This window comes from Methylophilus methylotrophus DSM 46235 = ATCC 53528, assembly GCF_000378225.1.
Taxonomy (GTDB): Bacteria; Pseudomonadota; Gammaproteobacteria; order Burkholderiales; family Methylophilaceae; genus Methylophilus; species Methylophilus methylotrophus.
Map to the genome: position 1 here is coordinate 784,217 of NZ_KB905141.1, position 24,634 is coordinate 808,850.

A 24,634-nucleotide genomic window follows, 5' to 3' on the forward strand; every position below is an offset into this window, starting at 1 on the left:
ATCCCGTTTCTGGCGCACTTATTTAGAATCGAAAAACTATTTTGAACAGTCTCACAACTATTTGGCTTTGACGCCTTCAATCAGCAAGGTGATTTCAATATCGTCACCCACAGGCGCACCCGCACCAGTGGCCCAACCAAAGCCATAATCTGAAGCTTTCAAGGTTAAATGACCTTCAAAACCTGCGCGCTGGCCACCCCAAGGGTCTGCACCGTACCCCAGCACTTTCACCGGGATATCGACCAGCTTGGTCACACCATGCATGGTCAGCTTGCCTTGCATCACTGCCTGGGTCTGATTGCTGGCAGTAATCTTGGTGCTTTCAAACAGAATCTGCGTGTATTTGCCTACGTCCAGGTATTTATCCGCCTTAATGTGCTCATCACGTTTGCCAAAACCGGTATTCACGCTGCTGACGTTAATTGCAGCACGTACCGTGGCCGTATTGAGGTTGGCAGGATCTAGCGTAATCACACCAGTGACATCGTTAAAGGTACCGGAAGTTTTGGAGACCACATGGCGGATGCTGAAATTGGCAAAACTGTGTGTCGCATCAATGTTGTAGGTATCAGTCGCTGCCCAGGCCTGTGTTGCAGCCAGCAAACCAAGCGCTAAAATGATTTTTTTCAAGTCAAACTCCTTCGATTGTTATTCGTTAATTATGCGGATTTAGAAAACCGTTGTGTAATGGTGGCTACGCGCTCGCCCAAATGTTCCGCGGTCAGCAAGTCACTCTGAAGTGGTGCGACATCAGGACCTTGATCCGAGTTGGCCTGTGCCATGGCACCTAAAAAACCACCCAGACGGTTTAAGTCGTTGACTGAGCCTTTACTATGATTGTTCCCTGGCAATAAATCCTGACCTACCCAAATCATGCCATGCTGTGCCGCAAACACGGTTAACTGGATAAGAGTATTTAACTTATCACCACTCTGGCTGGCAGAAGTGGTAAACCCTGCAGCAATCTTGTTTTGCCAGTCACGCGTGTACCACGCCTTGGAGCTGGCGTCCATAAAGGCTTTAAATTGTGCAGACGCTGAGCCCATGTAGGTAGGACTGCCAAACACAATGGCATCACTGGCCTTCAGTAGATCCCATTGTTGCTGTGCTTCATCAACCGTCAGCAGATTCACCGTAACGCCTGCCACTTTCTGCGCACCCCGTGCGACTGCCTTGGCCTGCTCGGCGGTATGTCCGTAGCCACTATGGTAAACAATTGAAACCTGAGTCATTTTTTTAGCTCCTTATTAATCATTTCAAAGATCATTCGTTGTCTTGGGGCAAATCGAACCACAACACTTCACTATCACCTAAAGCCAGCATGTCTAACTGATCTGCGTTGTCCAGCTTAAATGCATCCCCTGCCTGCAATTGCTGGTTGTTAATCTCAACTGTCCCACGGGCAATATGCACATACGCACAACGCCCCTCCTCCACAGCAACAGGCAAAGAGACATTTGCATCCAGCACGGTGGCATACAATGACACATCCTGATGTACTTTTAATGATCCCAAGCGCGCATCAGGCGAAGCAATCAGCGCCCAGCGATTGTGCTTGTCTGCCAAAGGGATGGTTTTATCCTCATAGCCAGGGGGCAAACCCAAACGGTCAGGCTCTATCCAGATTTGCAGCAAATGTGCCGTCGTTTCATCAGAGGCATTCATTTCACTATGACGCACACCAGTACCCGCCGTCATGCGTTGCACATCCCCGGCACGAATCACCTCACTGTGCCCCATGCTGTCAGTATGGCGCAACTCGCCGGCCAGCATATAGGTAATAATTTCCATATCCTGGTGGCCATGCATGCCAAAGCCAGTGGCAGGCGCAACCTTGTCGTCGTTGATTACGCGCAATACTGAATACCCCATATTTTCGGGATCGTAGTAGCTGGCAAATGAAAAGCTATGAAAGCTCTCCAGCCATCCATGATTGGCGTAACCGCGTGTATTTGAAGGGCGAACATTCAACATTTATTCACTCCATTTGAAAGTTTAAATGTATGATAAAAAAACACTTAATCTTTTGATAGCAAAACATTTTGCATCTCTTGTTCAGTTTTTTTGATTAAAGCCTCATGCCCATTAAACTCAGCCTCGAAGCCCTGGAAGTGATTGACGCCATTGACCGCAAAGGCAGCTTTGCCGCTGCTGCAGAATCGCTTTACCGGGTCCCTTCTGCACTCACCTACACCATACGCCGATTAGAAGAAGATTTAGGACTGGAACTGTTTGACCGCAGCGGGCATCGCGCCACGTTAACCGAAGCCGGAGCAGAACTGCTCAAAGAAGGACGCTATCTGCTGGATGCCGCGCATACGCTTGAAAAACGGGTGCAGCGCATTGCCACCGGGGTGGAAACCGATATCGCGATTGCTGTCAGCGACTTGTTCGATTTTCAACCTGTGCTGCAAATTTTGCAGGACTTTTACCAGCAAGGGTTTGGCACGCGGGTGAAATTATTGCGTGAAGTGTATGGCGGCAGCTGGGATGCCCTGCAATCTGGCCGGGCAGATATTTCCATAGGCGCACCTGGGGACGCTCCGCCGGGCAGCGGCTTTGCAACTCACTTGTTGGGGCAGCTGGAATTCGTGTTTGCCGTTGCGCCCCACCATCCGTTGGCAGCATTAGCAGAACCGTTAAGCGCCAGTGATATTGTGCAGCACCGTGCCGTGGCCGCAGCGGATAGCTCCCGCAACTTGCCACCGCGCACATCCGGTATTCTGTCTGGCCAAGATATTCTCACCGTGCCTGATATGCAAACCAAATTACAGGCGCAAATTTCTGGCGTGGCGATTGGTTATCTGCCTAGACCCTTGGCCCAGAGCGCAGCTGCGCGTGGACAATTGTTAGTGAAACAAGTGTCCGAACCTAAACCGGTGGCTCCCACCTTTATCGCATGGCGGCAGCAACGGCCCGCTGAAATGGGCAAAGCCATGCAATGGCTGTTAAAAGAATTCTCTGCACTGACACTGGAGCAATTGCTCAATAAATGATTTATCATCCGCCATGCATCATGAAATGGATTGAGGGCGGCTCTAAAATTCAAATTGCTACGCCAGACAAGGCGCGATTAAAAAGTTTGCGAGCATGCATTCACGCATTGCCTGCTTAAACCATATGGATGTCGCATATATTTAATATGTCAGGAGAGATTTTTGATGAGCAACGCAGTATCGCAACGGAATTTGAATTTTTAGAGGTGTCCTTGATCATGTCACAAGAACAATTGCCCGAAGAATTCGAACCCCTCAACCGCATTGCCATCAAGGCCATGCTCTGGCTCAACGGCTTCGCCCACATTATTATCGGCCTCGCCCTCGCCACATCCGTGCTGATGTTTACCTGGCTATTTTTTCTTGACGTCAAGGAAGCTGCTTACGCACACAACCTCGTACATGGCTTTTTGCGCGCCTTGGGCACACTCATGTTGCTATGGTCCATTTCGGCCCTCATTTCTGCCGAAATCCGCTATTTGCGAGGTCACAAGCTACTAGTAGAAACCTTTGTCGAAGTGGTACTGGTCATGTTCTTGCGCAAACTCATCGTACTGCCCGTGCAGGACGCCACGCCCACCTATGAAGAAATCGGCATCTGGCTGGCAGGTGCTTTTATCATGGGACTGGTCTATATCCTGATACGCCTCGCAGATAAAAACAGCAGCAGATAAGACACATGCAAGACGAAGATTTTATGCGCATGGCGATCGCGCTGGCTCAGGAAGCGGCAAGCTTGGGTGAAGTGCCTGTGGGTGCAGTCGTGGTGAAAGATGGTGTGGTCATAGGCAAAGGCCGCAATGCGCCTATTCGCTTAAGCGACCCAACAGCACATGCCGAAATCCAGGCAATGCGCGAAGCGGCACAACATTTGGGCAATTACCGCCTAGTAGGTTGCACACTTTACGTCACCCTGGAGCCCTGCGCCATGTGTAGCGGTGCGATACAGCACGCCCGCATTGCCAGGCTCGTATACGGTGCCAGGGATCCTAAAACCGGCTGTTGCGGCAGCGTGGTCGATTTAATGACAGAACAAAAGCTCAACCATCACTGTGAAGTAAGTTACGGCTTGTTAGCTGCTGAATGCGGCGAATTATTGAGCCAGTTTTTCAGATCAAAAAGAACTTCTAAATCCCTAACCTCTGGCTAGATAAAATCAGCAATATTTCCTAGTAACGTCATACCGTTGCAAACGGTATACAGCGGCGTTTCTGTGCGTAATATCAAAGACACTAGACTCACTCCGAGTCGCAGCATGTGGCAGGCTCAGACTCTTGGCACGGAATGAAAAACATCAACCATCCCCAATCAAAAATGGCTGAATTCAGCCAATAGGCTCAAATAAACCACTTAAAATATATTCAAAAGACGGCTTAATCCCAGAATATGCGGACTAGACGTGATGCAAATACGGGCACAAATATTGCATTGGTTACTCACTAAAATAAATAATGGTTTCGGAGTGAGCAATGATTAATGTATTTATAGGTTACGACCCTAAAGAAGTCGGTGCATTCAGCGTGTTATCACATAGTATTCATGAGCATGCCTCCCAACCTGTCAGCATCACCCCCATCATGCTCTCCCAGCTTAAATCTATTTATAAGCGCGAGCGTAATCCATTGCAATCCACCGAATTTTCTTTTTCGAGATTTTTAACGCCTTATCTTTCAGCTTATGACGGCTGGAGTATCTTCATGGATTGCGACATGTTGATGACTGAAGATATCGTCAACTTGTGGAACATGCGTGATGACCGCTACGCCGTGATGTGCGTCAAACATGATCATCAACCCAAAGAAGATATCAAGTTTTTAAATACCGTTCAAACCAAGTACCAGAAAAAAAACTGGTCAAGCGTGATGATGTTTAACAACGCCAAATGCCATGCACTCACACCAGATTATGTGAATACCGCCACTGGCTTGGAGCTACATCAGTTCAAATGGCTGGCAACCGATGACCTGATCGGTGAAATTCCTGCCCGCTGGAACCACCTTGTAGGCTATAGCGAACCAAACTCCGGTGCCGCTCTGATCCATTTCACCCTTGGCGGACCTTACTTTAATGAATATAAAGACTGTGAACACGCGCAAGCCTGGTTTGATGCAAAACAACGTGCATTACATGTCTCCCAACGCGAAGAAATCAACAACGCTGCCTGAAACCAAGCTGTTTGCATGTAAGACACCTGCCCCTTGATTAACCCTGTGAATGCCTTGAACCAGCACCTATCTTTCAGCAAACAAATGCAATTCCAGTGTGGCCAGGCCATGGTGGAATACGCCATTTTGTTTATTGTGCTCTCAATACTATTTATTGGCGGTGCGGAACTCGGTATGGCCGCCCTAGCAAGTTATAAAAATACTGATGCAGCAAAAACGGGAATCAGTGAATATGCCGAGGTGAATCAGCGGAGATTGAATATATTAAATGCGGAGAAGCAATATTTGATTAGTTTGTCAGGATTCAATTGTAGGAAAATTCCTGAGAACGATCCCCTTGAAAGTTGTGCTCCAGACACAGAAGAAACTGGTATCTATGAAAATTTCATAAGATACATGGATGATCAAATTAGTGATCTTAATGATTTGAAAGACCAAATTTTAACCAAATATATTGTCCAATCCTGTCCAAACTACACAGGTACCGGCACGGAAAGTAATTGGAACGATAATGCACCCGATGACGACGTTTGTACAATATCTGAAGACGAACTTAATTTAGTTACCCCAGCTAACCAAAGTGAGGGTCAAGACAAATTCAAGGTACTATTATTGATCTCTCATATCAAACTCTCGAAACTTCCATTAGATTCGAGCCAACCTCTTAGCCAAGCTAAAATTGTGATTGGCGATCATGCATCGCCAAGTTTCAGTCAGCCACTCTGCAACTCCGATGGCTCTTATGATGATGGTTTGCCAATTATTGATCTTGATGGTGACGGTGACCTGGACGAACGTTACGTTTACCGTGAATATACAGATGTAGATAATAATCGCCAGATTTATGAAACAGGTAATGTTCTTTACTTATTTAACCCCTTACCAATTGACGTCAGCTCCTGCCAAGGTACAGATAGTGCCCGCAACAATCAAAGCAAGTTGAGCATACTTGTTGGTGGATATGGCAAGCCCGATGATCCTCTCTTTGTTCCGGGATTACCAAAACTAAACCAAGCCATGTACGGAATGTACAAAAATGATTTGAATGGAAACTTGATCCCACCCGGTAAAATGTGCACGTCTGATGACGACTGTCCGAATCAGCCGAATGAAGATTTGTATATTGGCAGTGTTGGACCATCAGGTTATTACAGGTGGAATAAGGGTAGTGATGGAAGCGGCACACAAGACCTATTTAAATATACCGTTAACAATGTTAATGATGATTTACTAAACGGTTTCAGGCCAGCTATGCAGATTGATTGCAACGTATCTTCCAACCATGAGGAGTCAGTAATCAATGATATTAACTGTCAAACACTTCACTCAAAAGTAAGAATACACACCCGCTACCGTAAAATATTCGAAGGCTTTTTAACTTTTGGCTTGCAAGAGTTGAATGTAGCCGATGGCGATTTGGAAAATGCATTAAAACTTTTTTACAATCCCAACAATGTTGGCGTCGCCGGTAGTAATCAGCTGAATGGCACTATTGATTCAGAGATAGGGTCTTTGGGTGCGAATGGCATTCCGACGGTCAAGCGTCATAAAGACTTTAGAGGGTGCTATGAAGTAGATGTTGCAACTAACCAGATCAGCGCCTGTAACTAAATTAATTGAATGAACGAAAAAAAATGGCTCAGCAAAGCAAACGAGTAGGTAATCCCAGAATGATCTTGATCGTGTTAATTGTTTTGATATTGATTGGCATGATTGGTTATATATTGTTAGGTGGAAAAAAATCCTCAGAAACTCCCGAAAACCAAATCCCTGTTGGTCGCGTAGCCATACCACTTGCCAACAGGGATATTAAACTGGGGGAGCGAATTTCACCAGGTCATATCAGGCTCTCTTACAGACTACCAGAGGCCATTCCTGAAGATGCCATCTTGCGTCAAGATTTCCTTATTGGCCGCTATGCAACAGAGCCTATCGCAGCAGCTACGTATTTTTCTGATAACAATATCTCAGAGCCTAACGTAAGGGGTGGTTATTCTGCAGTGACCAAACCTGGCAAGCGTGTCGTTGTGCTGGATGCGTCAGTGCTGCCTGGAACGATAGGCACGTTAAAAGTCGGGGATCATATTGATTTGCTTGCGATAGGTACTTCTGGAAATCAATCCAGTTCAGCGGATGCAAAAAGTGCTTATCAAACAAAAGTTGAAAGTAGCCCCGTGTCTATAGAGGGTGGTGGCATAAGTCCTGGAGATATGAATGCCAAAGCTAGGCAACCAAGAAACAAAAGCGGTACCCCACCAGTACTAGGGGCCACAACGGCAAGTCTTGTAGCAGAAAATGCCGTGGTATTAAAAGTCCCCGACAGAGGCAGGGATCGCGAAACGGTTGTCTTGGAAATGGCACCCCAAGATGCACATGTCACCATCCTGATGGTGAGTGCAGGGGCAACGATGCGTGCAGTATTCAGGCCATCTCTCGATGAGAGCCGTTTAACCAAAGAAAGCGAAGTCAAAATCACCACTCGCCTGCCAAAACCTGAACCTGATCCAGACAAAATCACAATTATTACAGGTACTGTACGCCGTAATTCCAGACCAGATTCACGCCTCTATGCGGAAGGAAATGAAAACTATAATCCATCCAATGGCAACGGCGTCATTAAAAACGAACGCTATTCAGACTCTACTCAGCGTGATGTGCCGAATGTTATTTTAATGCCATCAAATCAAGCAACGGTTTATCAATAACCCAATCATCATTTTACAATTTCAAGAGCGTCGCCCAGATTAATGTCAACAGCACATCCTTGATTAACCTCTAGAACAGATAATGCCTGCTTATAAAACGCTGTTATTTTCCAGGGGCGTAAACCATGTTCAATATGGATCACAACATTTTTGTGATCCATAAAGATTGCATCAATTGGGAATCTCATAAAATGTGTATGAATCTGCTTACAAGGCTTGATCAGCAATCCTTCACCTGAATTAAGCGCTTTTCTGAACATCAGCCCGCGTAAACGAGAGAAATAACCATCTGCAACATTCAAAGTGCTAACAATAGTGCGTTGGGAATGTAGGATCATCACTTTCATATCAAGCTCTGGACATAATTACTTGGAACATCCTGATGATTCTGATTGCACTGGGGCCCACTGCCACCATGAGTATAGGAGGAAGAATGCAAAGCATCATGGGAAACATCATATAGATGGGAATGCGCTCAGCTTTTTTTAGAAGCTCGGACTCAATTTCTTTCAGTTGAGTGGTTGCATGGTGTCTTAAAACGCCACCCAATGCAGCGCCCGTCTGATCGGCTTGTATCATGGCGGCAACCACATCTGTCACTGAGCGCTCATTCGCTCTGGCGCTCCATAGTTTAAGTGCTTCATTTCGCCTTCTACCTTGTTGCATGGCGTCCATCATGACCGCTAAATCAAAATATAAAGGATGCTTTGGATTGGACTCTCTGACAACATGTTGCAATGCAGACTCAAAGGCCAATCCACTTTCCATCACAGCTACAATACTTTGAAGTGCGTTGGGTAATTCAAAGCGAATTCTTTGACTTCTAAGCCTTTTACTGCGTTTGATAAACCAAGTGATCAGCATCGTCACTAAAACACCTAGCAACAACCCTATCATCGGCGTACTAAACTTCGCCAGTCCAAATAGATATTTAATGAGCAACCCTAGGCCTGCGCCAAAGCCAAATAAGGCAAAGTAACCTAAAGGTGTACTTAAAAAGTGAGTTAAAAAATAGAGCAGTTTATCGGAACCCACCAGACCATAATCGCCAGCCGATAAATTGATTTCTGGAGTTGCATTTTTCTGCTCATCAAATCCAAAGCTGAGACGATCTCTGACATTAGATCGCCAGATAGATACTCTCATCCAGTTTGCAAAGACAAAAAGCAGTGCCACTAAAAAAATGATGAAGATAATCGACATTTTTTATTCCATTTTGATTTTGGCTAATTTTCTAAGCCACAAAAAACCAATTAAGGTGAGGCCACCCGCATAGATGTAAATCTTTTCGCCTATCGGATCATTAACCATCTCAACGACCAAGTCCGGTCTGACTTTATATTGCAAAAACACTAAGAGTGGTGGAATCAGACTTAGCACGATGGAGCCTAACTTTGCCTGGGTTGTGAGCGTATTGATCCGCTGCTCAATCTTTCTTCTAAACTCTATCGACTCCAGGATGTGTTCCAAAACGGATGCCATTTGGCCACCAGACTCCCATTTGACTCTGATGCCAGTTGATAGCAATCGACAACTTTTAGTGTCCCAGAAATCAGACCAGTCTTTCCATACCGCAATTGGCGACTGTCCTAGTTGCAACTGATTCAGCACTTGTGCAATCGAGTCCCGGATAGGGTTTTCTGCGTTTTTTGACGTGGCATGTAAAGCCTGAATTGGAGTGCCCCCTGCACGCATTGTCGTTAACATACTGTTAATCAATCCCGGCAATTGCAAATCCATTTTTTTTTGCTGTCGCTCTGCCAACAATCTCCAGACCATGAATATCGTCAAAGGCGCCAAAAAAATAACTGCAACACTAGCCCCTAAATTTTGAGTGGTCATAAATGTAGCTAATGCTGTGATGAAAGAAACAATCGCAAGGATAGATACTCCTTCCAGGAGACCGAAACGAAAACCTGCTCTTTTGATAATAATATCCAGCGTCCGTGTAAATAGGCTACGCAGTAACAGTTGTCGAATAGCAGTCACTTGCAACAGATTGGCAGCGCCTTCCCAGAGCGACACCTGATCAGGCTCATCGCTATCAAATCCAAAAGTCAGCCTTTCAAAAACTTTCTGGCGACGACCTTCCTGCTGGATATCGTAGACCAGATATACAAGTAGGATCAAAAGAATGATGATGAAAAATATCATTGGCACGGCGTCTAAAGTTGCGATACTGTCAACTTGAATGATCAGAAAAGATCATGGCTCACATCTATACCTCGCTCATGCATCAGCTTCAAAAGATTTGGAATAATCCCACTTGAGCGCATCACCATTTCATCACCCTCTCTCTTGGTGACAAAAATATCTTGCATAAGCACTGTTCCCTCCTCCATTCCCGTAATTTCAGTAATATTCGATACTCGGCGGGTACCATCCGAATAGCGGTTCACGTGTACGATCAAATGCACGGCAGACGCAATCTGCTCACGCAGAACACGCTGGGGCAAATCAAGCTCAGCCATCAACATCATGGTCTCCAGTCTGGCAAGGGTGTCGCGTGGACTATTCGAATGTAGAGTAGCCAATGAACCATCATGGCCAGTATTCATTGCCTGCAACATATCAAGTGCCTCTGCACCTCTGACCTCGCCCACAATTATTCTGTCAGGACGCATGCGAAGCGAGTTCTTGACTAAATCCCGAATTGTAACGGAGCCCATGCCCTCTGTGTTTGCAGGTCTTGCTTCTAGTTGAACCACATGCTTTTGATTCAGTTGCAATTCAGCCGTATCTTCAATACTCACAATGCGCTCGCCTTCACCAATATGCTGCGACAAACAGTTGAGCATTGTTGTCTTACCTGAGCCCGTTCCACCTGACACGACAATATTAAGCTGAGCTTGAACAGCGAATTTTAAGAATTCCGCAGCCTCAAAAGTGAGTGCCCCACCCGCCACAAGCTCATTCACATCGAGGATATTTCGCATAAAACGTCGAATCGACATCGTGGGACCTCGTAGCGCTAGCGGTGGAATGATCACATTGACGCGGCTACCATCTGCTAACCTGGCGTCAGCCATAGGCGAAGATTCGTCTACACGTCTGCCCACTCTCGAAAGTATCCTTTCGATGGTTAACATCAGATGATCATCGTCATGAAAGTGGATATCCGTCAACTCTAATAATCCATGTTTTTCAACATAGATCTGGTGTGCTCCATTTACAAGGATGTCTGAAATCGTCCGGTCAGTCATCAGGGGTGAAAGAGGGCCCAATCCCATTACCTCGTAAATCAAGTCCTCGACCAGACGGCTACGTTCAATTCTGGTGAGCGGCATGGCTTCTTGGGCTAAAGCATTATTGACATACTCTTTCACAGCCACTTCAATCTGTTCCAGCGTCGCCACACTGACTGCCTGCGGATTGAGCATTTCAATCAAAGACTTATGTAATCTGTGACGAATTTCTGCATATGAAGAAGCCTGACTATTTTGCGGTTGTTTGGTCGTCAGTAAATTTGACTCCAGAGTTGTTTGCCCAAGCGCGACCAAACGTTCAGATAACAAGTTATATTGATTGGTCTCTTGTTTCCTGAGCTCAGTTCTTAAATTATTGACTTGCTCTTCAGACATTTAAATATCCATCCAGTTTTTAAATTGACGAGCATATCTTTCAAACACCGTTTCACTCACCTCAGGCTCCATTTCGGAGCCAGCAATTTTTGCCACCAGTTGGTTCACTGCTGCAGTGATACGCCGATCTGGATACATTTGGGAATAAGCACGCCCTGTATTTGTGGCAATCGTGGCATGTACATCATAAGGAATAATGCTATCAATAGGCCAAGCAAGTGCCTCTGCACAAAGGTCTGGTGTAATATTGCCTTGAAAATCAGTGTAGCGATTCAAAACAACTCTGATACGTTTTTCCCCGTAGCCAGCTTGCTGCAAAATATCCAGATTATGTTTGGCACTCCTCAGTGAAGGCACAACAGCCTCTGTCACAAGAACAATCTCATCACACAAATCCATCAAGGATAAATTAAGGCTGGAGAGTAATGGAAAGGTATCAACAACTGTCCATTTGAATGCGCCCTTGGAGACAAGTAATATCTTTGTAAGCTGATCTTCTGTGTAATCCACACCAAGTGGATCATTGGTATTGTGTGCTAACACATGCACGCCACTCTGCTCGTGAAGTGTCATAAAATCGGATAACAACTGATTATCAAGACGTTTATACTCGGCAACTGCATCCTTCAACCATCTTTGTGGCCTCAAATCAAGCATGGGCGCAACATTCGGTGCCTGGATGTTTGCATCAATCAAAGCGACACTGGCTTCACCGTAGAGTTTGGCAAGACCAATTGCGATATTGCATGATAGAGAGGTTTTGCCGACACCGCCTTTGCTTGAAAAACACATAACAGATTTACCTGTGCGAGCGGGCTGAATGATCGCCTGCTCGCTTTGCATATGCATCGCTTTTTCAATGATGGCAAAAACCTCTTCGTCCATGACGGGTTGGAGAAGCACCTCACCTGCACCAGTGCGAATAGCTCTTGCCATTAAATCAGCACCCATTTTATCGGCACTGACAGCAACCAACCGATTTCTGACATTGGCTAACTGCTCAAGCGTCAGCATGCCAGCCTCATGATTTCGTGTCAGATCCAAGAAGACCAATTGCGCTTCAAACTGCAATGCCAGTTCAATGCCCTGGCCCATTGTTTCTGCCGTTCTCAAGCTCACCGCAGCATTGCCAAATCTTAGGCATGCTGCTTGCACTTGCTGCCTAAAAGCTTGATGAGCACTGATGATCAGTATACGCATAGCATTATTCCCCAGTTCTGGCGTGACTGATGCTGACTGACACCTCTTTTTGATCCATTACGGATTGAAGCTCCTTTTTTGTGGGATCTATCAGGTGGTATGGTGCAATTCGGATCGCTTCAGCATAGGCTGCAATTGCACGATTCTTTAAGCCAAGAGCCGCCAGAACACGTGCATTGAGTCTGCGGACCTTGAAATCTTGTGGCGCTAACTGGGTAGCTAAAATACTTGGAGACAAAGCATCACCAAATGCCTGCCTATCTCCAGACTTACCGAGCTTGTAATAAGACTGTGCGATCTGCGCATGCCAAATAGCAGAGTTAGGTTCAAACTCTGAGAGTTTTTTATAATGCTCAATCGCCTCTTCGAAGGTTTCAGCTGCAAAAGCGCAATCTGCAATCAATTTATGCGCCAGTGGAACCTGTGTTTTATCCTGGCTTAGAATGAGGTCTGGAATATGCTTTTTTAACCTGGCCTGAATGGCCGGGCACTTTGCTTTAGCAAGCTTAGGATTTTTTACGAGCGCTTCCACCTCGGGCTTATGCTTCTCAAGCATGGTTTCAGAAACTGCAGTCCCCCAGTTCTTTAAAAAGGTGGCGACGAAAAAAATCACCAACACAAACAAACTACCCACTAATAACTTTGTTTTTTTAGTCATGTCACTACCGACTTACACGATTAATTCATCTGATAAAAAGGATCATTAAAAGCATCCGATGATTTATTTCTCGATGCTGGTAGATACAAGTGCTTGTCTATTCGATTGGCATAGTAAATATCGGTTGTTCTACTGATAAAAACTCCTTTATCCACAATGGAAGATGTCATGATGATTTCCATGTTGGGCGCTAAGTTAAAATCTCCCACATCTAATGCAGCACCAGTTGCCAATAATGAACCGTCCACCCCAAGAATATCGCCGATATTCCTAATGACTACCAAACCCGCGGCCAGACTGGTAAATTTGTATTTATCACTGGTCAGAGTAGTTCTTAAAGAGTTGTACTCAATCATTTGTATTTTGTAGTTGTAAATATAACTACCTGGCTTTTGCGTACTGACTTTAATACCTTTTTGTACAAGGGCAGTAATCAGAAAATCATTGAAGGCCGTTGTGAAGGGAGTCTGTCTGGTTTGTAAATGAATATAAATAGGTTTTTTATCCAGCTTTTTTTCTTGAATGGTGGCAATCAGTTGCGTCACCATATCTTCGGCCACTAGTTGCCACTGTTTTGAAGATTGAATTTGGCCCTGATGCTCACCTTCTACATCAACATTTTCAGGAGTCGGTGCCGAGGGTGTGGATGGCATCGCGAAGCGTGATACACAGCCAGTTAAGTCAAGCATTAAGTTGCACATGGCAATCAACATGATGAGTTTAGTACGTTTATAGAAAGCTTTTAAATGATTCATAAGGTGCATTTCGAAATCCATCATCATTCACGTCCGTCTGGCTGCTTGGACAAAATTTCTACAGCACCGGGTGAAAATGGCAGCAGTGATGCTGAGGCGGCCAAACGGGAGTTTGCAGGGTCTTTACCTAAGAAAACGGCTTTATTTAAATCATTCATAGTATTCAGTTGCAAACGCTCTTGGGCGGAATGGGAAGCCACTAGAGGTTTACTTTCTGGCGCCTCGTGACTCACCACGTTAGCTGACTGTATGGGAAGGGTTTCTTGGCTACTTGCAACAAGATTGAGATGTTGATTTTTTGCAGCCACATTTTCAAACTCCTGGTAAAAAATTACCCTTCCTTCAATACGCTTGGATGGAGTCACCGGTTGATAAAGGGTGATCACTGACTGTCCTGAATGATTTGGTGTAATCACAGCAGGCAAAGTCGTATCAGTTGCTTTAGCAGGAGCGACCATGGGCACCTGATCTGAGCCACTTATATTGTCGTCACGGATGACAGGCGGCGGTTGTACCTTCGGCAAATCAAGCGTTTGCCGTTTTTTCGTAGGCTTGGTCAATGGGTTTGCTTGCGGCCTGGCTACTGGTTTACTTCTTGATGGCGCCATTACTTCAGATGACTCCGCACTTTCTTCAGGCAATGAAGAATCGCTAGACTCATCTGATGGCTGCCCTGAAGGGGCAAGATCCCCTTCTTCCTCAAAGCTGGTTTTGGTTTGATTCTCCCCCTCGATAACCCTGGCATTGACCAATATCATCAGCTCGTTTCTGGATTTGGCATCATTTGTATTTTTAAATAACCAACCGAGGACCGGAACATTGGATAGCCACGGAACCTGAGAGGCACTTTTGGTGCTTTCTTCAGACAACAAACCTGCTACTGCCCAAGTTTCACCACTTGCAGATTCCGTTAAGGTACTCACCGAGCGCTGATTAAATCCCGGGATTCTGGCACCTAGCAAGGTAATAGCTTGGGAGTAGTCTGGCTCGGAAATGGACTGATCTAGTACAATCGATATCTTGCCGTTTTCAAGCACGGTCGGCCTCACAATAAGTTTGAGTCCAAACTGAATAAAACGGACGTTTGTCGCAGTAGTGGCGGTGACTTGATTAACAGTCTGGGTCTGGACTGGAATCGGAATATTACCACCCACCAGAAAACTAGCCGACTCACCACTCACTGCTGTGACCAGGGGATTGGAAAGTGTCTTGGCCGCGCCTTTTTGTTGTAGAAAGCGCATGAATGCTGACAAAGCATATTTGCCGGGATTATTCACAAACGCAAAAATGGATGAGTTACCTGGATCGAACCCATCGTTGGCCAATTGATCAGGGCTGGAACCGCCTGAGGGAGAGACATCTCCCAACACGCTACCCACAGTCACTGTTTTACCTCCGCTTTGGGTATCCAACCGCCAATCAATACCATAAGAATCCGTTTTATTACGGTCTATGCCAATGATTTGCATCTGAATCTCAACCTTGGGTTGTTTGGCTACCTTTATCATGCTCATGACCTTGCCATTCCCCACAACGATCACCTCTCCGCGCGAGAGATTTTGCGCAAGGTTGCCCTTAATAGGCATTAAAGGTTGAGTAAGCGCTCTCGCGATATTGCCGTTAGCACTACTGGCGCCATTTTGGCCGTTGCCACCACCTCCGCCTGCATTACCAGCACCCTGACCAGTGCCGCCCACATTGATCTGAGGCACCGCAATTCTAGGATCTGGAGAAACTCCCACAATTTCCTCGTTGTTGCCAGTTTGGCTTTCATTCAAGTTGCCTGACAATACGCCGCCATGGTCGCTGATGACTGAAAAACTTGGGGGAAGAGCATTACCGGTCACAAACCGGTCAGCAATTGTTAACACTCTGGAAAGCGCCGTCGGTGTAGATACAGTGCCTTTTAGGACAATAATGCCGTTCAGATCCTCGACAGTCACCTTTTTTTCCAAGTTAGCAATCATGCTCCTGAGCTGGAAAATATCATTGACCACCTGAATACGATACTCATCGATGCTGCCAGACTTATTGAACACCGTTAATGAAGTCGCGCCGGTATCCTGACCATTGATCATCAGCAGTTCAGGCTTTAATGTATTCACGCCAATAACGCCTGGATCACCAATTGCAATCGTCTCGGCTGGCTCCGATAGCTTCAAAGGCTTGGAAAAACCCTTGGAAATAGAAATGACGCTAAGAGGGGCTGCCTGCAAAAGATGCGGCCACACCCCCAGGCACATAAAAACTATGATCCTAGTGAACATTATTTATATTATTTTCGTATTAAAAAACCCTCGCGAGGAAGTGAGCAATTTCCATGCCCATGAATTTTTCACGAACAAAATAAATAAGCCATTGATTATTATTATCTTTTTTCAAAAAGACACCCATTCAAATAGAGCTTATAAAAAACAAAATGGCTGCTATCAATCACCACTGGTGGTTGATAGCAGCCATTTGAAAATAAAGGAGCGGCTAAATACGAATACTAATGAAAGAATGGCAAGTGCATCATTTCCTGAAAAACCTCTCCCAAGACAGAGGCAAACCATAAACCCAACCCCACCAGCCCTGAAGACAAAATAGCATGTTCAATGACAGTCATTTTATTATTTCCTTTCAACATTCAATAAAAATCAACGAGCGTGATTTAAATGAAATATCGTCAACATTTACTCAAACTTGAGTCGTTGAAAGTCAGAAGTAGCGTGCTAATTTTCAGCCAAGCACAACCACCATCTTGGTTATTAATAACCAGTCAATATTGATTTATTCAAGTGAATAAAAAAACACGACCTGGAAGCAGGTTTCCAATAAGCCATTGAAATATAAAATAATTTCAAAAAAATATTTTACTTTTTCATCAGCTGGCACATCAATTGCTGTATAGCTGGCACACACGTCGGGGTGAGCGTTATTCAAAAATTGATAACCGTGTGTCGGGATGTTGCCATCCTCCCCTATTACAAAAACAGGTAATTGTGGCAACACCCGCACAGGGACCTGGAGACTTTAATTGTTAATGGGTGGTTATCTTTTGGAGAGAAAAATGATTGAAAATGTAAAAAACTTCCTGCAGGACGAAGAAGGCCAGTCCATGGTTGAATATGGTGTAACACTGGGTGCTGTTGCAGCCGTGTCTTACATTGCAGTGGTTCAACTGGGTGACAAAACTGCCGACCTGTACAGCTGGATGGCTAACCACTTGCCAGGTGGCGAAACGGGTGAAAATGGTACTAACCAGATTGTTCGCCTGGAGAGCGACGGCCTCGTTCAATTGAGTGGTTCTGACGACGGTGCCGTATTTAGTACAGATGACATCTTGGCCTCAGGCAACATGAAGACCACTTTGGGTAGCGAAGCCAATATCCTCGGTGACTAAGTATTTTATATCTTAGGATACTTAATACAACCCATGCCGCCAGCGGTTTACCGTTGGCGGCATTTTTATATAGAGTCCATCATGTCATTCGAATTCTTTATTGTTGCACTACTTACAGGATTGATCATCTTGTCGGCATTGGTAGCAGTGCATGATTACCGATTCCGCCGGATTCCAAACCGATACCTATTCTGGGCCACGACATACGCCATGTGTGTGTATGTCAGCATGCTTTTCTTCTTGCCCTTTAATATCGTACTTAAAGGTTTTTTATACAGCTTGCTTGGCACCTTAACAGCAGGCTTGTTTTTTTACATGCCCTATAAACTCAAACAGGTGGGCGCTGGTGACGTCAAGCTGGTCATGGTGTTTGGATTATTTCTGGGATTCAAAGGCGTGATTCTGGCAATTCTGCTGGGCGCAATGGTGGGTGGTGTCTGGGCGCTCACATTGGCATGGCATCACGGCGGCCTCTCTCATCTTTGGTACAACATGAAATTCATGGCCAGGTCTATGTATCTCTCAGGTTTTAAAGAGATGAATTGGGACTTAAGGTCGGAGGGCGCAATTGCGATGCCTTATGGCGTTGCGTTATCCGCCGGGGCCATCATGATCGCGACTGAACAATTACTCATGCATATTCAGCGTATTTCATAAAGGAATCAAACCATGACATCCACTCAGCAGGTATTTGAAAATGAAGTGGCAAACTCGTGGAAAGCCATTTTCAAACAAGATGTAGCGCAAGCGATGACACATGCCAAAAAAGCTTCAATCATCGCCCCTGACTCACCAGAGGTTGCTCACCTGTTGGGAGTAATTGCCTGTAGAGATCAACGACCGGATCTGGCGCTGCCATTACTACAGAAGGCTTTGAATGGCGGTGCGACAGAACGTCGGTTGCGTGATATGGCAGAAGCACTTTTAAGCGCGGGACATCCGCAGGAAGCACTTAAACCGATTTCAGACGCGTTGTTACAATTTGGTGAGTCTCCAGCTTTGCTGGGGTTAAAAGCTGCAATTGAGGTCGCACTGGAACAATTTGCACAAGCAGAAAAAACAGCCATGCAGGCGGTAACCCTCGCTCCCCATCAAATGGCATGGGAGACAACAGCAGCATTCTGCCAGTTGATCAATCAACAGATATATTCTGGCTTACAGTTATTCACGGCAAGACCAGAGAATCTGCCCGCAGGCAGTCGCTGTCCATCATTACAATTTATGCAACCGGGTGATATCTGGTTAAAAAATGAGCAAGGCCCCGGCGACACCATGTTTTATCTGCGATATGCGGTGCATTTAAAACACCAAGGATTTCGTCTACATATTCAGGCAGATAAAAAAACAAAACCGTTGCTGAAGAACAGCGGATTGTTTGAGAGTGTGAAAGAAAATATCGCTATTCCTTATGACGGCTTCTGGTTGAACATGGGTGACTTGCCCTTGGCAGCCATGCAGCGTGGTGCCCCAGCCTACCTTGATGCTTTGCCATTGACCGCAGACCCACAACGGGTAGAAAAGATCATGTCCAGACTTGCCCAGTTTGGTCCCGGGCCTTATGTCGCCGTGACTTGGAGGGCAGGCGCAAGAGGCAAAAAACACAGACAGGGTTTTCATAAGTATGACAAGCATATTGATCCTGCCGCACTAGGTCAGGTGCTTGCAGATAAAAAATGTACCGTGGTATGCATCCAGCGTGTGCCTGAAGCAGATGAGATTCAGGCCTTTGAACATGCGCTTAGCAGACCATTTTTGAATTACGCGCACTTGAACGACCAGCTTCAGGACATGCTGGCATTGCTAACTGTCGTTGATTTATATGTCACTGTACCAAATACGAATGTGCACCTGAGGCAATCGCTAAAAAAAGACATGTTGGTATTGTTAAACAGACCTTGGCAAGACTGGCGATGGCTTGCCGAAGGGAATAGTCCCTGGTATCCGAATGCGAACGTGTTAAGGCAATCAGCCAATCATGAATGGGGCGATGCTTTAAAAACCTTGAATAAGGCTTTGTGCGAGCATCTGCCGCATAAGATAACGCCTGAGTGCAATTTGATAGTGAATAGCGAGCCGATTCATCACGCTCATGAAACAAATCAATCAGTATTGTCTGAAAACATAAATCATGCACAGATTAGTGAGTTGCTCGCACCTGGTTGGAGTGCGATCAATCAAGGTCTGGTGAGTGAGGCAATACGTGTTGCTCAGGAAGTCTTGCAACAATATCCAGACCAGCCGGATGCTCTTCATCTGCTTGGATGGGCGGCTCATCGTGATCTGAAAAGTGAGCTGGCTGCCGGTTTATTGGAACGAGCGGTCAGTCTGGCGCCTGAGAATGGCCGTCTGCTGGCAAACCTGGTGAGGGTATTCGTCGCACAAAAGCAATTCGCTAAAGCTGAACAAGTACTTGATCAAGCTCTGCGAGAAAGTTTTGTCACCCCAAAGGCTGCTTTAATCGCAGCTAGAGCAGTGTTAAGACTGCAGCAAAACCGTATTCCGGAAGCAGTGCGAGACTATGAGGATTGCCTGACCGCGTCTCCTTATAGTCTTGATGTGATGGCTTATATGGGAATGGCAAAACTAAAAGTTGGTGATACGAAATCTGGCTTTAGAGCCTATTCTGCCAGACAAGAGGCAAGGACCAAGGATAGAGTCTCTGGGTTTGTATGCCCCTGGTTGAAAGGTAATCTATCTGGCTTAAAAGTATTGATCAAACGTGATATGGGATTGGGAGACGAACTCACGTTTTTACGTTATTTGCCGTGGCTGACATCTGCTGGCGTAGAAGTCACTTATTGGGCCGGAAAAAAGCTGGCACCCGTCTTGAGACGCATGAATTACGTACATACGGTGATTCCTGACGACGAACCTCTACCTGACCCGAATATCTTTGATCTTACTTTCTGGGTGAATGAACTCCCACTCGCCGTTCAGTATTTGGATGCGCCAGATATTGCACCGCCACTTAAATTAACTCCACGTCTGGACCTTGTAGAAAAATGGCGTGACTGGCTCAAATCACAAGGAGATGGCCCTTTTATTGGTATTAACTGGCAGGCAGGAGCAAGTGCCGGTGGAATGGCCGAAGCATTTAGTAAGCTGGCAAAACAAATCAATCCAGAAATGTTTGCACGCGCACTTCGTGGTATCAATGCTCAGTTTCTATCATTACAGAGAAATGTCACAAAACAAGCAATTCAATCGTTTGAAAACCACCTAGATACCAAGGTAATTGATGTTGCCTCTATCACAGATGATATTGAGGATTTACTCGCCCTGCTCTCCTTAATCAATGAGAATGTAGGCGTTTCAAATACTAATATGCATTTAAGAGCAAGTCTTGGATTAAACTCAAGAGTTCTTGTGCAGTGTCCAAGTGGTGACTGGCGTTGGGGTTACCAAGGTGCCCGATCAGCATGGTTCACAGATGCAACTATCTACAGAGAAGACCTGGCAAACCACTGGGAACCCGCACTGACATCACTTCGTGCCGACCTGCTTGCAAAATATGGTGCATGTGAGACGACTCCTGAGTTACAGGCCAAACACAGTACCTACTTACATTCTGAACCTAAGATTGTGTGGGTGACGGCAGGTCATATCCAGAATACAGTGGCCGGGCTCAGTTCAGACTTGGCTAGCACTAGGTATCGGGTCATTTCACCCATGCAGGCATTAAGTGACCATGGTTGGAAAAGTGAAATTTTAAACGAGCATGTGTCACGTAATGTAGGTGGATGGCATGGTAAAACCCCGGTCGAGGGGGACACCGTGATCATATCCAAGGTATTTACTGAGCATGCCATCAAACTGGCCGAAGATGCCAAAAATCGCGGCGCACAAGTAATTGTCGATTTTTGTGACAATCACTTGTCTCATCCGACACGTGGTCAGTTACAGCGCACCTTACTACACATAGCTGACAAAGTAGTTTGTGCTACTGACATGTTGCACCAAGCGCTCGCTGGAGTTGGCCGCGGTGCAGATGAAGTCATTGCAGATCCAATTAATACAGATAAACGTAAAGCACAATTTACCCCTAATTCAGTGATTAAGCTTCTCTGGTTTGGGCACCAGGTGAATCTGGATACGTTAATTAAATTTTTGCCTGATTTGGCAGAGTTTGCGAAACATCAGCCCCTCACCCTCAACGTCTTGACGACGCTTGAGTCTGGATTAGAAAGCCTGTCGAAATGGATTCCGTCACACCTTGAAGTGAGCTACACACCCTGGAGTGTTGAAGCCACAAGTACAGCTCTGGAAGTTTGTGACTTGGTAGTTATCCCGACATTAGAGCATCATGCAAAATCTGCAAAAAGTGCAAACAGACTACTAGAGTCTATGCAGGCTGGAAGAATGGTGGTCGCTGGAAAGTTACCTGCCTACCTTCCCTTTGCAGATAGTGCCTGGGTGGGTGAAGACTTGATAAAAGGGATTGAATGGTGCTTAAGCCATCCTGGTGAAGTGATTCAACGCATTCAGCAAGGACAGAAAGATATTGCATCATACTTCAGCCCCGCGGCAATAGGTCAATTATGGCAACGTGTGATTTCTAATGAAAAATCGCTCACTGCAACTGCTCCAAACACCCAACCATTAAAGAAACTCAATTTGGGATGCGGTGATAAAATTTTACCGGGGTATATCAATGTAGATGTGGTGGAGAGCAGAGCAGGCAAAAATCCAGATGTACTATGTGATCTGCATAAATTAACTCCGTTTGAAGATCAATCGGTGGACGAAATTTTATCGGTACATGTCATTGAACATTTCTGGCGATGGGAAGTGCTTGATATCCTTAAGGAGTGGACAAGAGTACTAAAACCAGGCGGACGCATGGTACTCGAATGTCCTAACCTCAAGTCGGCCTGTGAAGAGTTTCTCAAAAATCCTGACGCGGCAGCTTTTGGCGGCCCAGAAGGTCAACGCAGCATGTGGGTATTTTACGGTGACCCAAGATGGCAAGACCCTTATATGGTCCATCGATGGGGCTATACACCTGACAGTCTAGCAGCATTGATGCAACAAGCAGGGCTGGTGAATGCAAGACAAGAACCAGCGCAATATAAACTCCGTGAACCCCGTGATATGCGTATTGTTGCAGAGAAACCCAACTCGCCTAAGAAATGAACTGAAATCATGCGCTATTCATTGCAAAACTGTCCAATTGCAACTGTAGGTCGCCACACTTATGGAAATCCTACCATTTTGCATTTCGGAGAAGCAACAAAACTTTCTATTGGAAACTTCTGTTCAATCGCGGGAGATGTCACAATTTTTCTTGGAGGAAATCACCGCACTGACTGGGTGACTACTTATCCATTTAATATCCTGTTTAAGGAGGAGTGGCCTGAAGCAGCAACTATTACGGGTCACCCTGTATCGGATGGTGATGTGATTATTGGTCATGATGTCTGGATTGGATTTGGCAGCACCATTATGTCGGGAGTCACAATAGGTAATGGTGCGGTGATCGCGGCCAACTCAATGGTGACAAAAGATGTCCCACCTTATGCGATCATCGGTGGCAATCCAGCAAAGTTGATCAAATACAGATTCGATGAAGCTACTATTATCCAACTTCAATCGCTTGGCTGGTGGAACTGGCCGGATAACAAAATAAGAATATTTTTAAAGTCTCTTTGTGCTGCGCCCTCTCCATCTTTGTTTGCCAAAGAATAAGATTATTTACAGGATTGAATATTAGAGATATTTATCATTAGTTTTTCAACATGCCGGTAACATCTTTAGCCATCGGGATCGCATAACTGGCGGCTGCCAATACATGATTGGTCTCAGGTTGCACTACCTTCAAATTGACGAAAATATCCTGAGATGTCTCCACATAGGTACCAACGACCACAGCCTGAGCGCTGACTGACTTGGCAATTTCCTTAAGCTCGCGCGTCATTAAAAACTCACCATCCTCGCGTATCATCAAGTCACCCCTGAGTTTGGGTTCAACTACCTGATACTGGAGCTGCGAGAATCTGGCCGAGACCTGCTCTGATAACAACCTGCCAAAAGTGGAAGTACGGTTTAACTGGTTCATACTGACGACACTGGCCACCAGCACAGGATAATCTTTTTGTACCTTACCCTGCCCAAGCTGGCCGGCCAGTTGGTCAACAGCCACCTGATTTTTCTTGATGAATTCGGTACTGCCTAGATAACCTTTAGAATAATCCTTGTGTGTAACACATCCACTCAAGAACAACATTAAAACCAAAGCATATCTCATTTACCGGCTCCTACAACTTGATACTGATGAATCAGTGGCTCTTCATTTTCTATAGCTTGATAAAGGCTGGTATCGCTATCAACAATGTAATACATGTCTTTAATGATTGCTACATAGCGATTCTGCCTGGAAACCGTGACATCAATTACAATTTCTGTTTGCGGGGTGCCTCCTGAAAATTGATGGCTTGAGAACCAATCATACACATCATAAGCATAAATACCTGCTGTTGCTCCGCCATAAGCAGTGGCCCCCAACCCCTTTAATGTCCATAAGCCAGTTGCGATCGCTGATGGGTAACCGATATCATGCGGTTGTTTTCGACCCTGAGAAAATTTAATAACGGTTGGATTTAATTCTATTAATACTTGATGTGCGGGTGGCACTTGCGGACTTTTTGATTTACTTTTACCAGATTCATGTTTTAAAACTGTATATCCAGCAGCGACCAAACTGCTTACCACATCTTGGTGAAGACTCTTTGAGTAAATGGAATGAGGATCGCTGATAAAAATGACCTCCTCCTTGCCGACTTTACCCGCCAAACGATCCAGCAATTGTTTACTGACTTCATTGTTAATCAAGTCCCAATGTTTTGCGGCTTGCAATACATGTTGGTCCGTATTTTCAAAATTCTTAGCTGTAGGCACTTCAGAGTACTTCGGAGTACAAGCGCTCACCATCAAACCCATGCCGATTAGAAAAATTGTATTTGTTTTCACTGCGCCACCCTTAATTGATCGGTTCAATACAGCCACCAAAAAAATAATTTTATGGTTGTTTACACCCATAAAATAGTTTCTTTTATGCTCACTCTTTCCATTGCAAAAAATATGCCCTTCTGACCATTGCCATACACTAATCAAAATGGATATCACTTATAAGGGCACTTCAAAGAGCCAATTCAGACAAGCGGCACCTCTAAACTCTTTTAAAGACTCTGGC

Annotated in this window: 25 protein-coding genes; 11 read left to right on the forward strand and 14 right to left on the reverse strand. The window is 45.4% G+C overall.

Annotated features, from left to right (window positions below):
- Positions 1-57: 57 nt before the first annotated feature.
- The 3 genes from F463_RS0103775 to F463_RS0103785 are packed head-to-tail and all read right to left on the reverse strand — an operon-like array spanning position 58 to position 1,974.
- Positions 58-630 carry a YceI family protein gene (locus F463_RS0103775; protein ID WP_018985719.1) on the reverse strand — a complete coding sequence of 191 codons (573 nt, stop codon included), beginning with the start codon at positions 628-630 and terminating at the stop codon, positions 58-60.
- Positions 631-659: 29 nt separating this feature from the next.
- Positions 660-1,232, reverse strand: a complete 573-nt coding sequence (locus F463_RS0103780) for a flavodoxin family protein (RefSeq protein WP_018985720.1) — start codon at positions 1,230-1,232, stop codon at positions 660-662.
- Between the two features lie 31 nt (positions 1,233-1,263).
- Positions 1,264-1,974 (reverse strand): pirin family protein, encoded by a 711-nt coding sequence (locus tag F463_RS0103785; protein ID WP_018985721.1) that lies wholly within the window; start codon positions 1,972-1,974, stop codon positions 1,264-1,266.
- A 104-nt stretch (positions 1,975-2,078) separates the two neighbouring features.
- On the opposite strand from F463_RS0103785, the gene F463_RS0103790 reads away from it, so the two are divergent.
- The 6 genes from F463_RS0103790 to F463_RS0103815 all read left to right on the forward strand — a co-directional run bounded on the left by F463_RS0103790 (position 2,079) and on the right by F463_RS0103815 (position 7,866).
- Entirely contained in the window at positions 2,079-2,996 is a 918-nt protein-coding gene (locus tag F463_RS0103790; RefSeq protein WP_018985722.1) for a LysR family transcriptional regulator, read from the forward strand.
- A 218-nt stretch (positions 2,997-3,214) separates the two neighbouring features.
- Positions 3,215-3,670 carry a phosphate-starvation-inducible PsiE family protein gene (locus F463_RS0103795; RefSeq protein WP_026295276.1) on the forward strand — a complete coding sequence of 152 codons (456 nt, stop codon included), beginning with the start codon at positions 3,215-3,217 and terminating at the stop codon, positions 3,668-3,670.
- Positions 3,671-3,675: 5 nt separating this feature from the next.
- A complete protein-coding gene (gene tadA / locus F463_RS0103800; RefSeq protein WP_018985724.1) occupies positions 3,676-4,146 on the forward strand; it encodes a tRNA adenosine(34) deaminase TadA in 471 nt (156 codons plus the stop codon).
- A gap of 319 nt (positions 4,147-4,465) precedes the next feature.
- Positions 4,466-5,161: a glycosyltransferase gene (locus tag F463_RS0103805; RefSeq protein ID WP_018985725.1), complete on the forward strand. Its 696-nt coding sequence runs from the start codon at positions 4,466-4,468 to the stop codon at positions 5,159-5,161.
- 33 nt (positions 5,162-5,194) lie between these two features.
- Positions 5,195-6,772: a TadE/TadG family type IV pilus assembly protein gene (locus F463_RS0103810; protein WP_154650009.1), complete on the forward strand. Its 1,578-nt coding sequence runs from the start codon at positions 5,195-5,197 to the stop codon at positions 6,770-6,772.
- Positions 6,773-6,795: 23 nt separating this feature from the next.
- Positions 6,796-7,866: an SAF domain-containing protein gene (locus tag F463_RS0103815; RefSeq protein ID WP_026295277.1), complete on the forward strand. Its 1,071-nt coding sequence runs from the start codon at positions 6,796-6,798 to the stop codon at positions 7,864-7,866.
- Positions 7,867-7,874: 8 nt separating this feature from the next.
- Here F463_RS0103815 and F463_RS0103820 read toward each other — a convergent pair whose 3' ends face one another.
- The 8 genes from F463_RS0103820 to F463_RS0103855 are packed head-to-tail and all read right to left on the reverse strand — an operon-like array spanning position 7,875 to position 16,222.
- A complete protein-coding gene (locus F463_RS0103820; RefSeq protein WP_018985728.1) occupies positions 7,875-8,213 on the reverse strand; it encodes a DUF192 domain-containing protein in 339 nt (112 codons plus the stop codon).
- A 1-nt stretch (position 8,214) separates the two neighbouring features.
- Positions 8,215-9,069: a type II secretion system F family protein gene (locus F463_RS0103825; protein ID WP_018985729.1), complete on the reverse strand. Its 855-nt coding sequence runs from the start codon at positions 9,067-9,069 to the stop codon at positions 8,215-8,217.
- Positions 9,070-9,072: 3 nt separating this feature from the next.
- Positions 9,073-10,020 (reverse strand): type II secretion system F family protein, encoded by a 948-nt coding sequence (locus tag F463_RS0103830; protein WP_018985730.1) that lies wholly within the window; start codon positions 10,018-10,020, stop codon positions 9,073-9,075.
- Between the two features lie 41 nt (positions 10,021-10,061).
- A complete protein-coding gene (locus F463_RS0103835; RefSeq protein ID WP_018985731.1) occupies positions 10,062-11,447 on the reverse strand; it encodes a TadA family conjugal transfer-associated ATPase in 1,386 nt (461 codons plus the stop codon).
- Positions 11,448-12,647: a CpaE/TadZ family protein gene (locus tag F463_RS0103840; RefSeq protein ID WP_018985732.1), complete on the reverse strand. Its 1,200-nt coding sequence runs from the start codon at positions 12,645-12,647 to the stop codon at positions 11,448-11,450.
- Between the two features lie 4 nt (positions 12,648-12,651).
- A complete protein-coding gene (locus F463_RS0103845; protein WP_018985733.1) occupies positions 12,652-13,305 on the reverse strand; it encodes a hypothetical protein in 654 nt (217 codons plus the stop codon).
- Between the two features lie 20 nt (positions 13,306-13,325).
- The gene (locus F463_RS0103850) at positions 13,326-14,087 is read right to left on the reverse strand and encodes a hypothetical protein (protein ID WP_018985734.1); all 762 of its coding nucleotides are present in this window, start codon (positions 14,085-14,087) and stop codon (positions 13,326-13,328) included.
- Positions 14,084-16,222: a type II and III secretion system protein family protein gene (locus tag F463_RS0103855; RefSeq protein ID WP_211209177.1), complete on the reverse strand. Its 2,139-nt coding sequence runs from the start codon at positions 16,220-16,222 to the stop codon at positions 14,084-14,086. The genes F463_RS0103850 and F463_RS0103855 overlap by 4 nt, the downstream gene beginning before the upstream one ends.
- Between F463_RS0103855 and F463_RS15065 the strand changes: the two genes are divergently transcribed.
- Positions 16,131-16,649, forward strand: a complete 519-nt coding sequence (locus tag F463_RS15065; RefSeq protein ID WP_211209191.1) for a hypothetical protein — start codon at positions 16,131-16,133, stop codon at positions 16,647-16,649. The two genes, F463_RS0103855 and F463_RS15065, sit on opposite strands and share 92 nt — an antisense overlap.
- A 183-nt stretch (positions 16,650-16,832) precedes the next feature.
- Here the strand turns inward: F463_RS15065 and F463_RS15070 are convergent, their stop codons facing one another.
- Complete coding sequence (locus F463_RS15070) at positions 16,833-17,051, reverse strand: hypothetical protein (protein ID WP_211209178.1); 219 nt, start codon at positions 17,049-17,051, stop codon at positions 16,833-16,835.
- A 61-nt stretch (positions 17,052-17,112) separates the two neighbouring features.
- Here F463_RS15070 and F463_RS14065 point away from each other — a divergent pair, with 61 nt between their 5' ends.
- The 4 genes from F463_RS14065 to F463_RS0103885 all read left to right on the forward strand — a co-directional run bounded on the left by F463_RS14065 (position 17,113) and on the right by F463_RS0103885 (position 23,130).
- The gene (locus tag F463_RS14065; RefSeq protein ID WP_018985738.1) at positions 17,113-17,445 is read left to right on the forward strand and encodes a Flp family type IVb pilin; all 333 of its coding nucleotides are present in this window, start codon (positions 17,113-17,115) and stop codon (positions 17,443-17,445) included.
- Positions 17,446-17,526: 81 nt separating this feature from the next.
- Positions 17,527-18,102, forward strand: a complete 576-nt coding sequence (locus F463_RS14070; protein WP_018985739.1) for an A24 family peptidase — start codon at positions 17,527-17,529, stop codon at positions 18,100-18,102.
- Positions 18,103-18,114: 12 nt separating this feature from the next.
- Positions 18,115-22,578 carry a tetratricopeptide repeat protein gene (locus tag F463_RS14735; RefSeq protein WP_018985740.1) on the forward strand — a complete coding sequence of 1,488 codons (4,464 nt, stop codon included), beginning with the start codon at positions 18,115-18,117 and terminating at the stop codon, positions 22,576-22,578.
- Between the two features lie 9 nt (positions 22,579-22,587).
- A complete protein-coding gene (locus F463_RS0103885; protein WP_018985741.1) occupies positions 22,588-23,130 on the forward strand; it encodes a CatB-related O-acetyltransferase in 543 nt (180 codons plus the stop codon).
- 37 nt (positions 23,131-23,167) lie between these two features.
- Here the strand turns inward: F463_RS0103885 and F463_RS0103890 are convergent, their stop codons facing one another.
- Positions 23,168-23,689, reverse strand: a complete 522-nt coding sequence (locus F463_RS0103890) for a FlgO family outer membrane protein (protein WP_018985742.1) — start codon at positions 23,687-23,689, stop codon at positions 23,168-23,170.
- On the reverse strand, positions 23,686-24,555 hold the full coding sequence (locus F463_RS0103895; RefSeq protein ID WP_154650011.1) for a hypothetical protein: 870 nt from the start codon (positions 24,553-24,555) through the stop codon (positions 23,686-23,688). Before F463_RS0103895 ends, F463_RS0103890 begins: the two co-directional genes overlap by 4 nt.
- Positions 24,556-24,634: the final 79 nt, after the last annotated feature.

Excerpts from the sequence above, each read along its gene's own strand:
- F463_RS0103780 (WP_018985720.1), bottom strand. The coding sequence starts at position 1,232 with ATGACTCAGGTTTCAATTGTTTACCATAGTGGCTACGGACATACCGCC.
- F463_RS0103785 (WP_018985721.1), bottom strand. The coding sequence starts at position 1,974 with ATGTTGAATGTTCGCCCTTCAAATACACGCGGTTACGCCAATCATGGA.
- F463_RS0103790 (WP_018985722.1), top strand. The coding sequence starts at position 2,079 with ATGCCCATTAAACTCAGCCTCGAAGCCCTGGAAGTGATTGACGCCATT.
- F463_RS0103795 (WP_026295276.1), top strand. The coding sequence starts at position 3,215 with ATGTCACAAGAACAATTGCCCGAAGAATTCGAACCCCTCAACCGCATT.
- tadA (WP_018985724.1), top strand. The coding sequence starts at position 3,676 with ATGCAAGACGAAGATTTTATGCGCATGGCGATCGCGCTGGCTCAGGAA.
- F463_RS0103805 (WP_018985725.1), top strand. The coding sequence starts at position 4,466 with ATGATTAATGTATTTATAGGTTACGACCCTAAAGAAGTCGGTGCATTC.
- F463_RS0103815 (WP_026295277.1), top strand. The coding sequence starts at position 6,796 with ATGGCTCAGCAAAGCAAACGAGTAGGTAATCCCAGAATGATCTTGATC.
- F463_RS0103820 (WP_018985728.1), bottom strand. The coding sequence starts at position 8,213 with ATGAAAGTGATGATCCTACATTCCCAACGCACTATTGTTAGCACTTTG.
- F463_RS0103825 (WP_018985729.1), bottom strand. The coding sequence starts at position 9,069 with ATGTCGATTATCTTCATCATTTTTTTAGTGGCACTGCTTTTTGTCTTT.
- F463_RS0103830 (WP_018985730.1), bottom strand. The coding sequence starts at position 10,020 with ATGATATTTTTCATCATCATTCTTTTGATCCTACTTGTATATCTGGTC.
- F463_RS0103835 (WP_018985731.1), bottom strand. The coding sequence starts at position 11,447 with ATGTCTGAAGAGCAAGTCAATAATTTAAGAACTGAGCTCAGGAAACAA.
- F463_RS0103840 (WP_018985732.1), bottom strand. The coding sequence starts at position 12,647 with ATGCGTATACTGATCATCAGTGCTCATCAAGCTTTTAGGCAGCAAGTG.
- F463_RS0103845 (WP_018985733.1), bottom strand. The coding sequence starts at position 13,305 with ATGACTAAAAAAACAAAGTTATTAGTGGGTAGTTTGTTTGTGTTGGTG.
- F463_RS0103850 (WP_018985734.1), bottom strand. The coding sequence starts at position 14,087 with ATGATGATGGATTTCGAAATGCACCTTATGAATCATTTAAAAGCTTTC.
- F463_RS14065 (WP_018985738.1), top strand. The coding sequence starts at position 17,113 with ATGATTGAAAATGTAAAAAACTTCCTGCAGGACGAAGAAGGCCAGTCC.
- F463_RS14070 (WP_018985739.1), top strand. The coding sequence starts at position 17,527 with ATGTCATTCGAATTCTTTATTGTTGCACTACTTACAGGATTGATCATC.
- F463_RS14735 (WP_018985740.1), top strand. The coding sequence starts at position 18,115 with ATGACATCCACTCAGCAGGTATTTGAAAATGAAGTGGCAAACTCGTGG.
- F463_RS0103885 (WP_018985741.1), top strand. The coding sequence starts at position 22,588 with ATGCGCTATTCATTGCAAAACTGTCCAATTGCAACTGTAGGTCGCCAC.
- F463_RS0103890 (WP_018985742.1), bottom strand. The coding sequence starts at position 23,689 with ATGAGATATGCTTTGGTTTTAATGTTGTTCTTGAGTGGATGTGTTACA.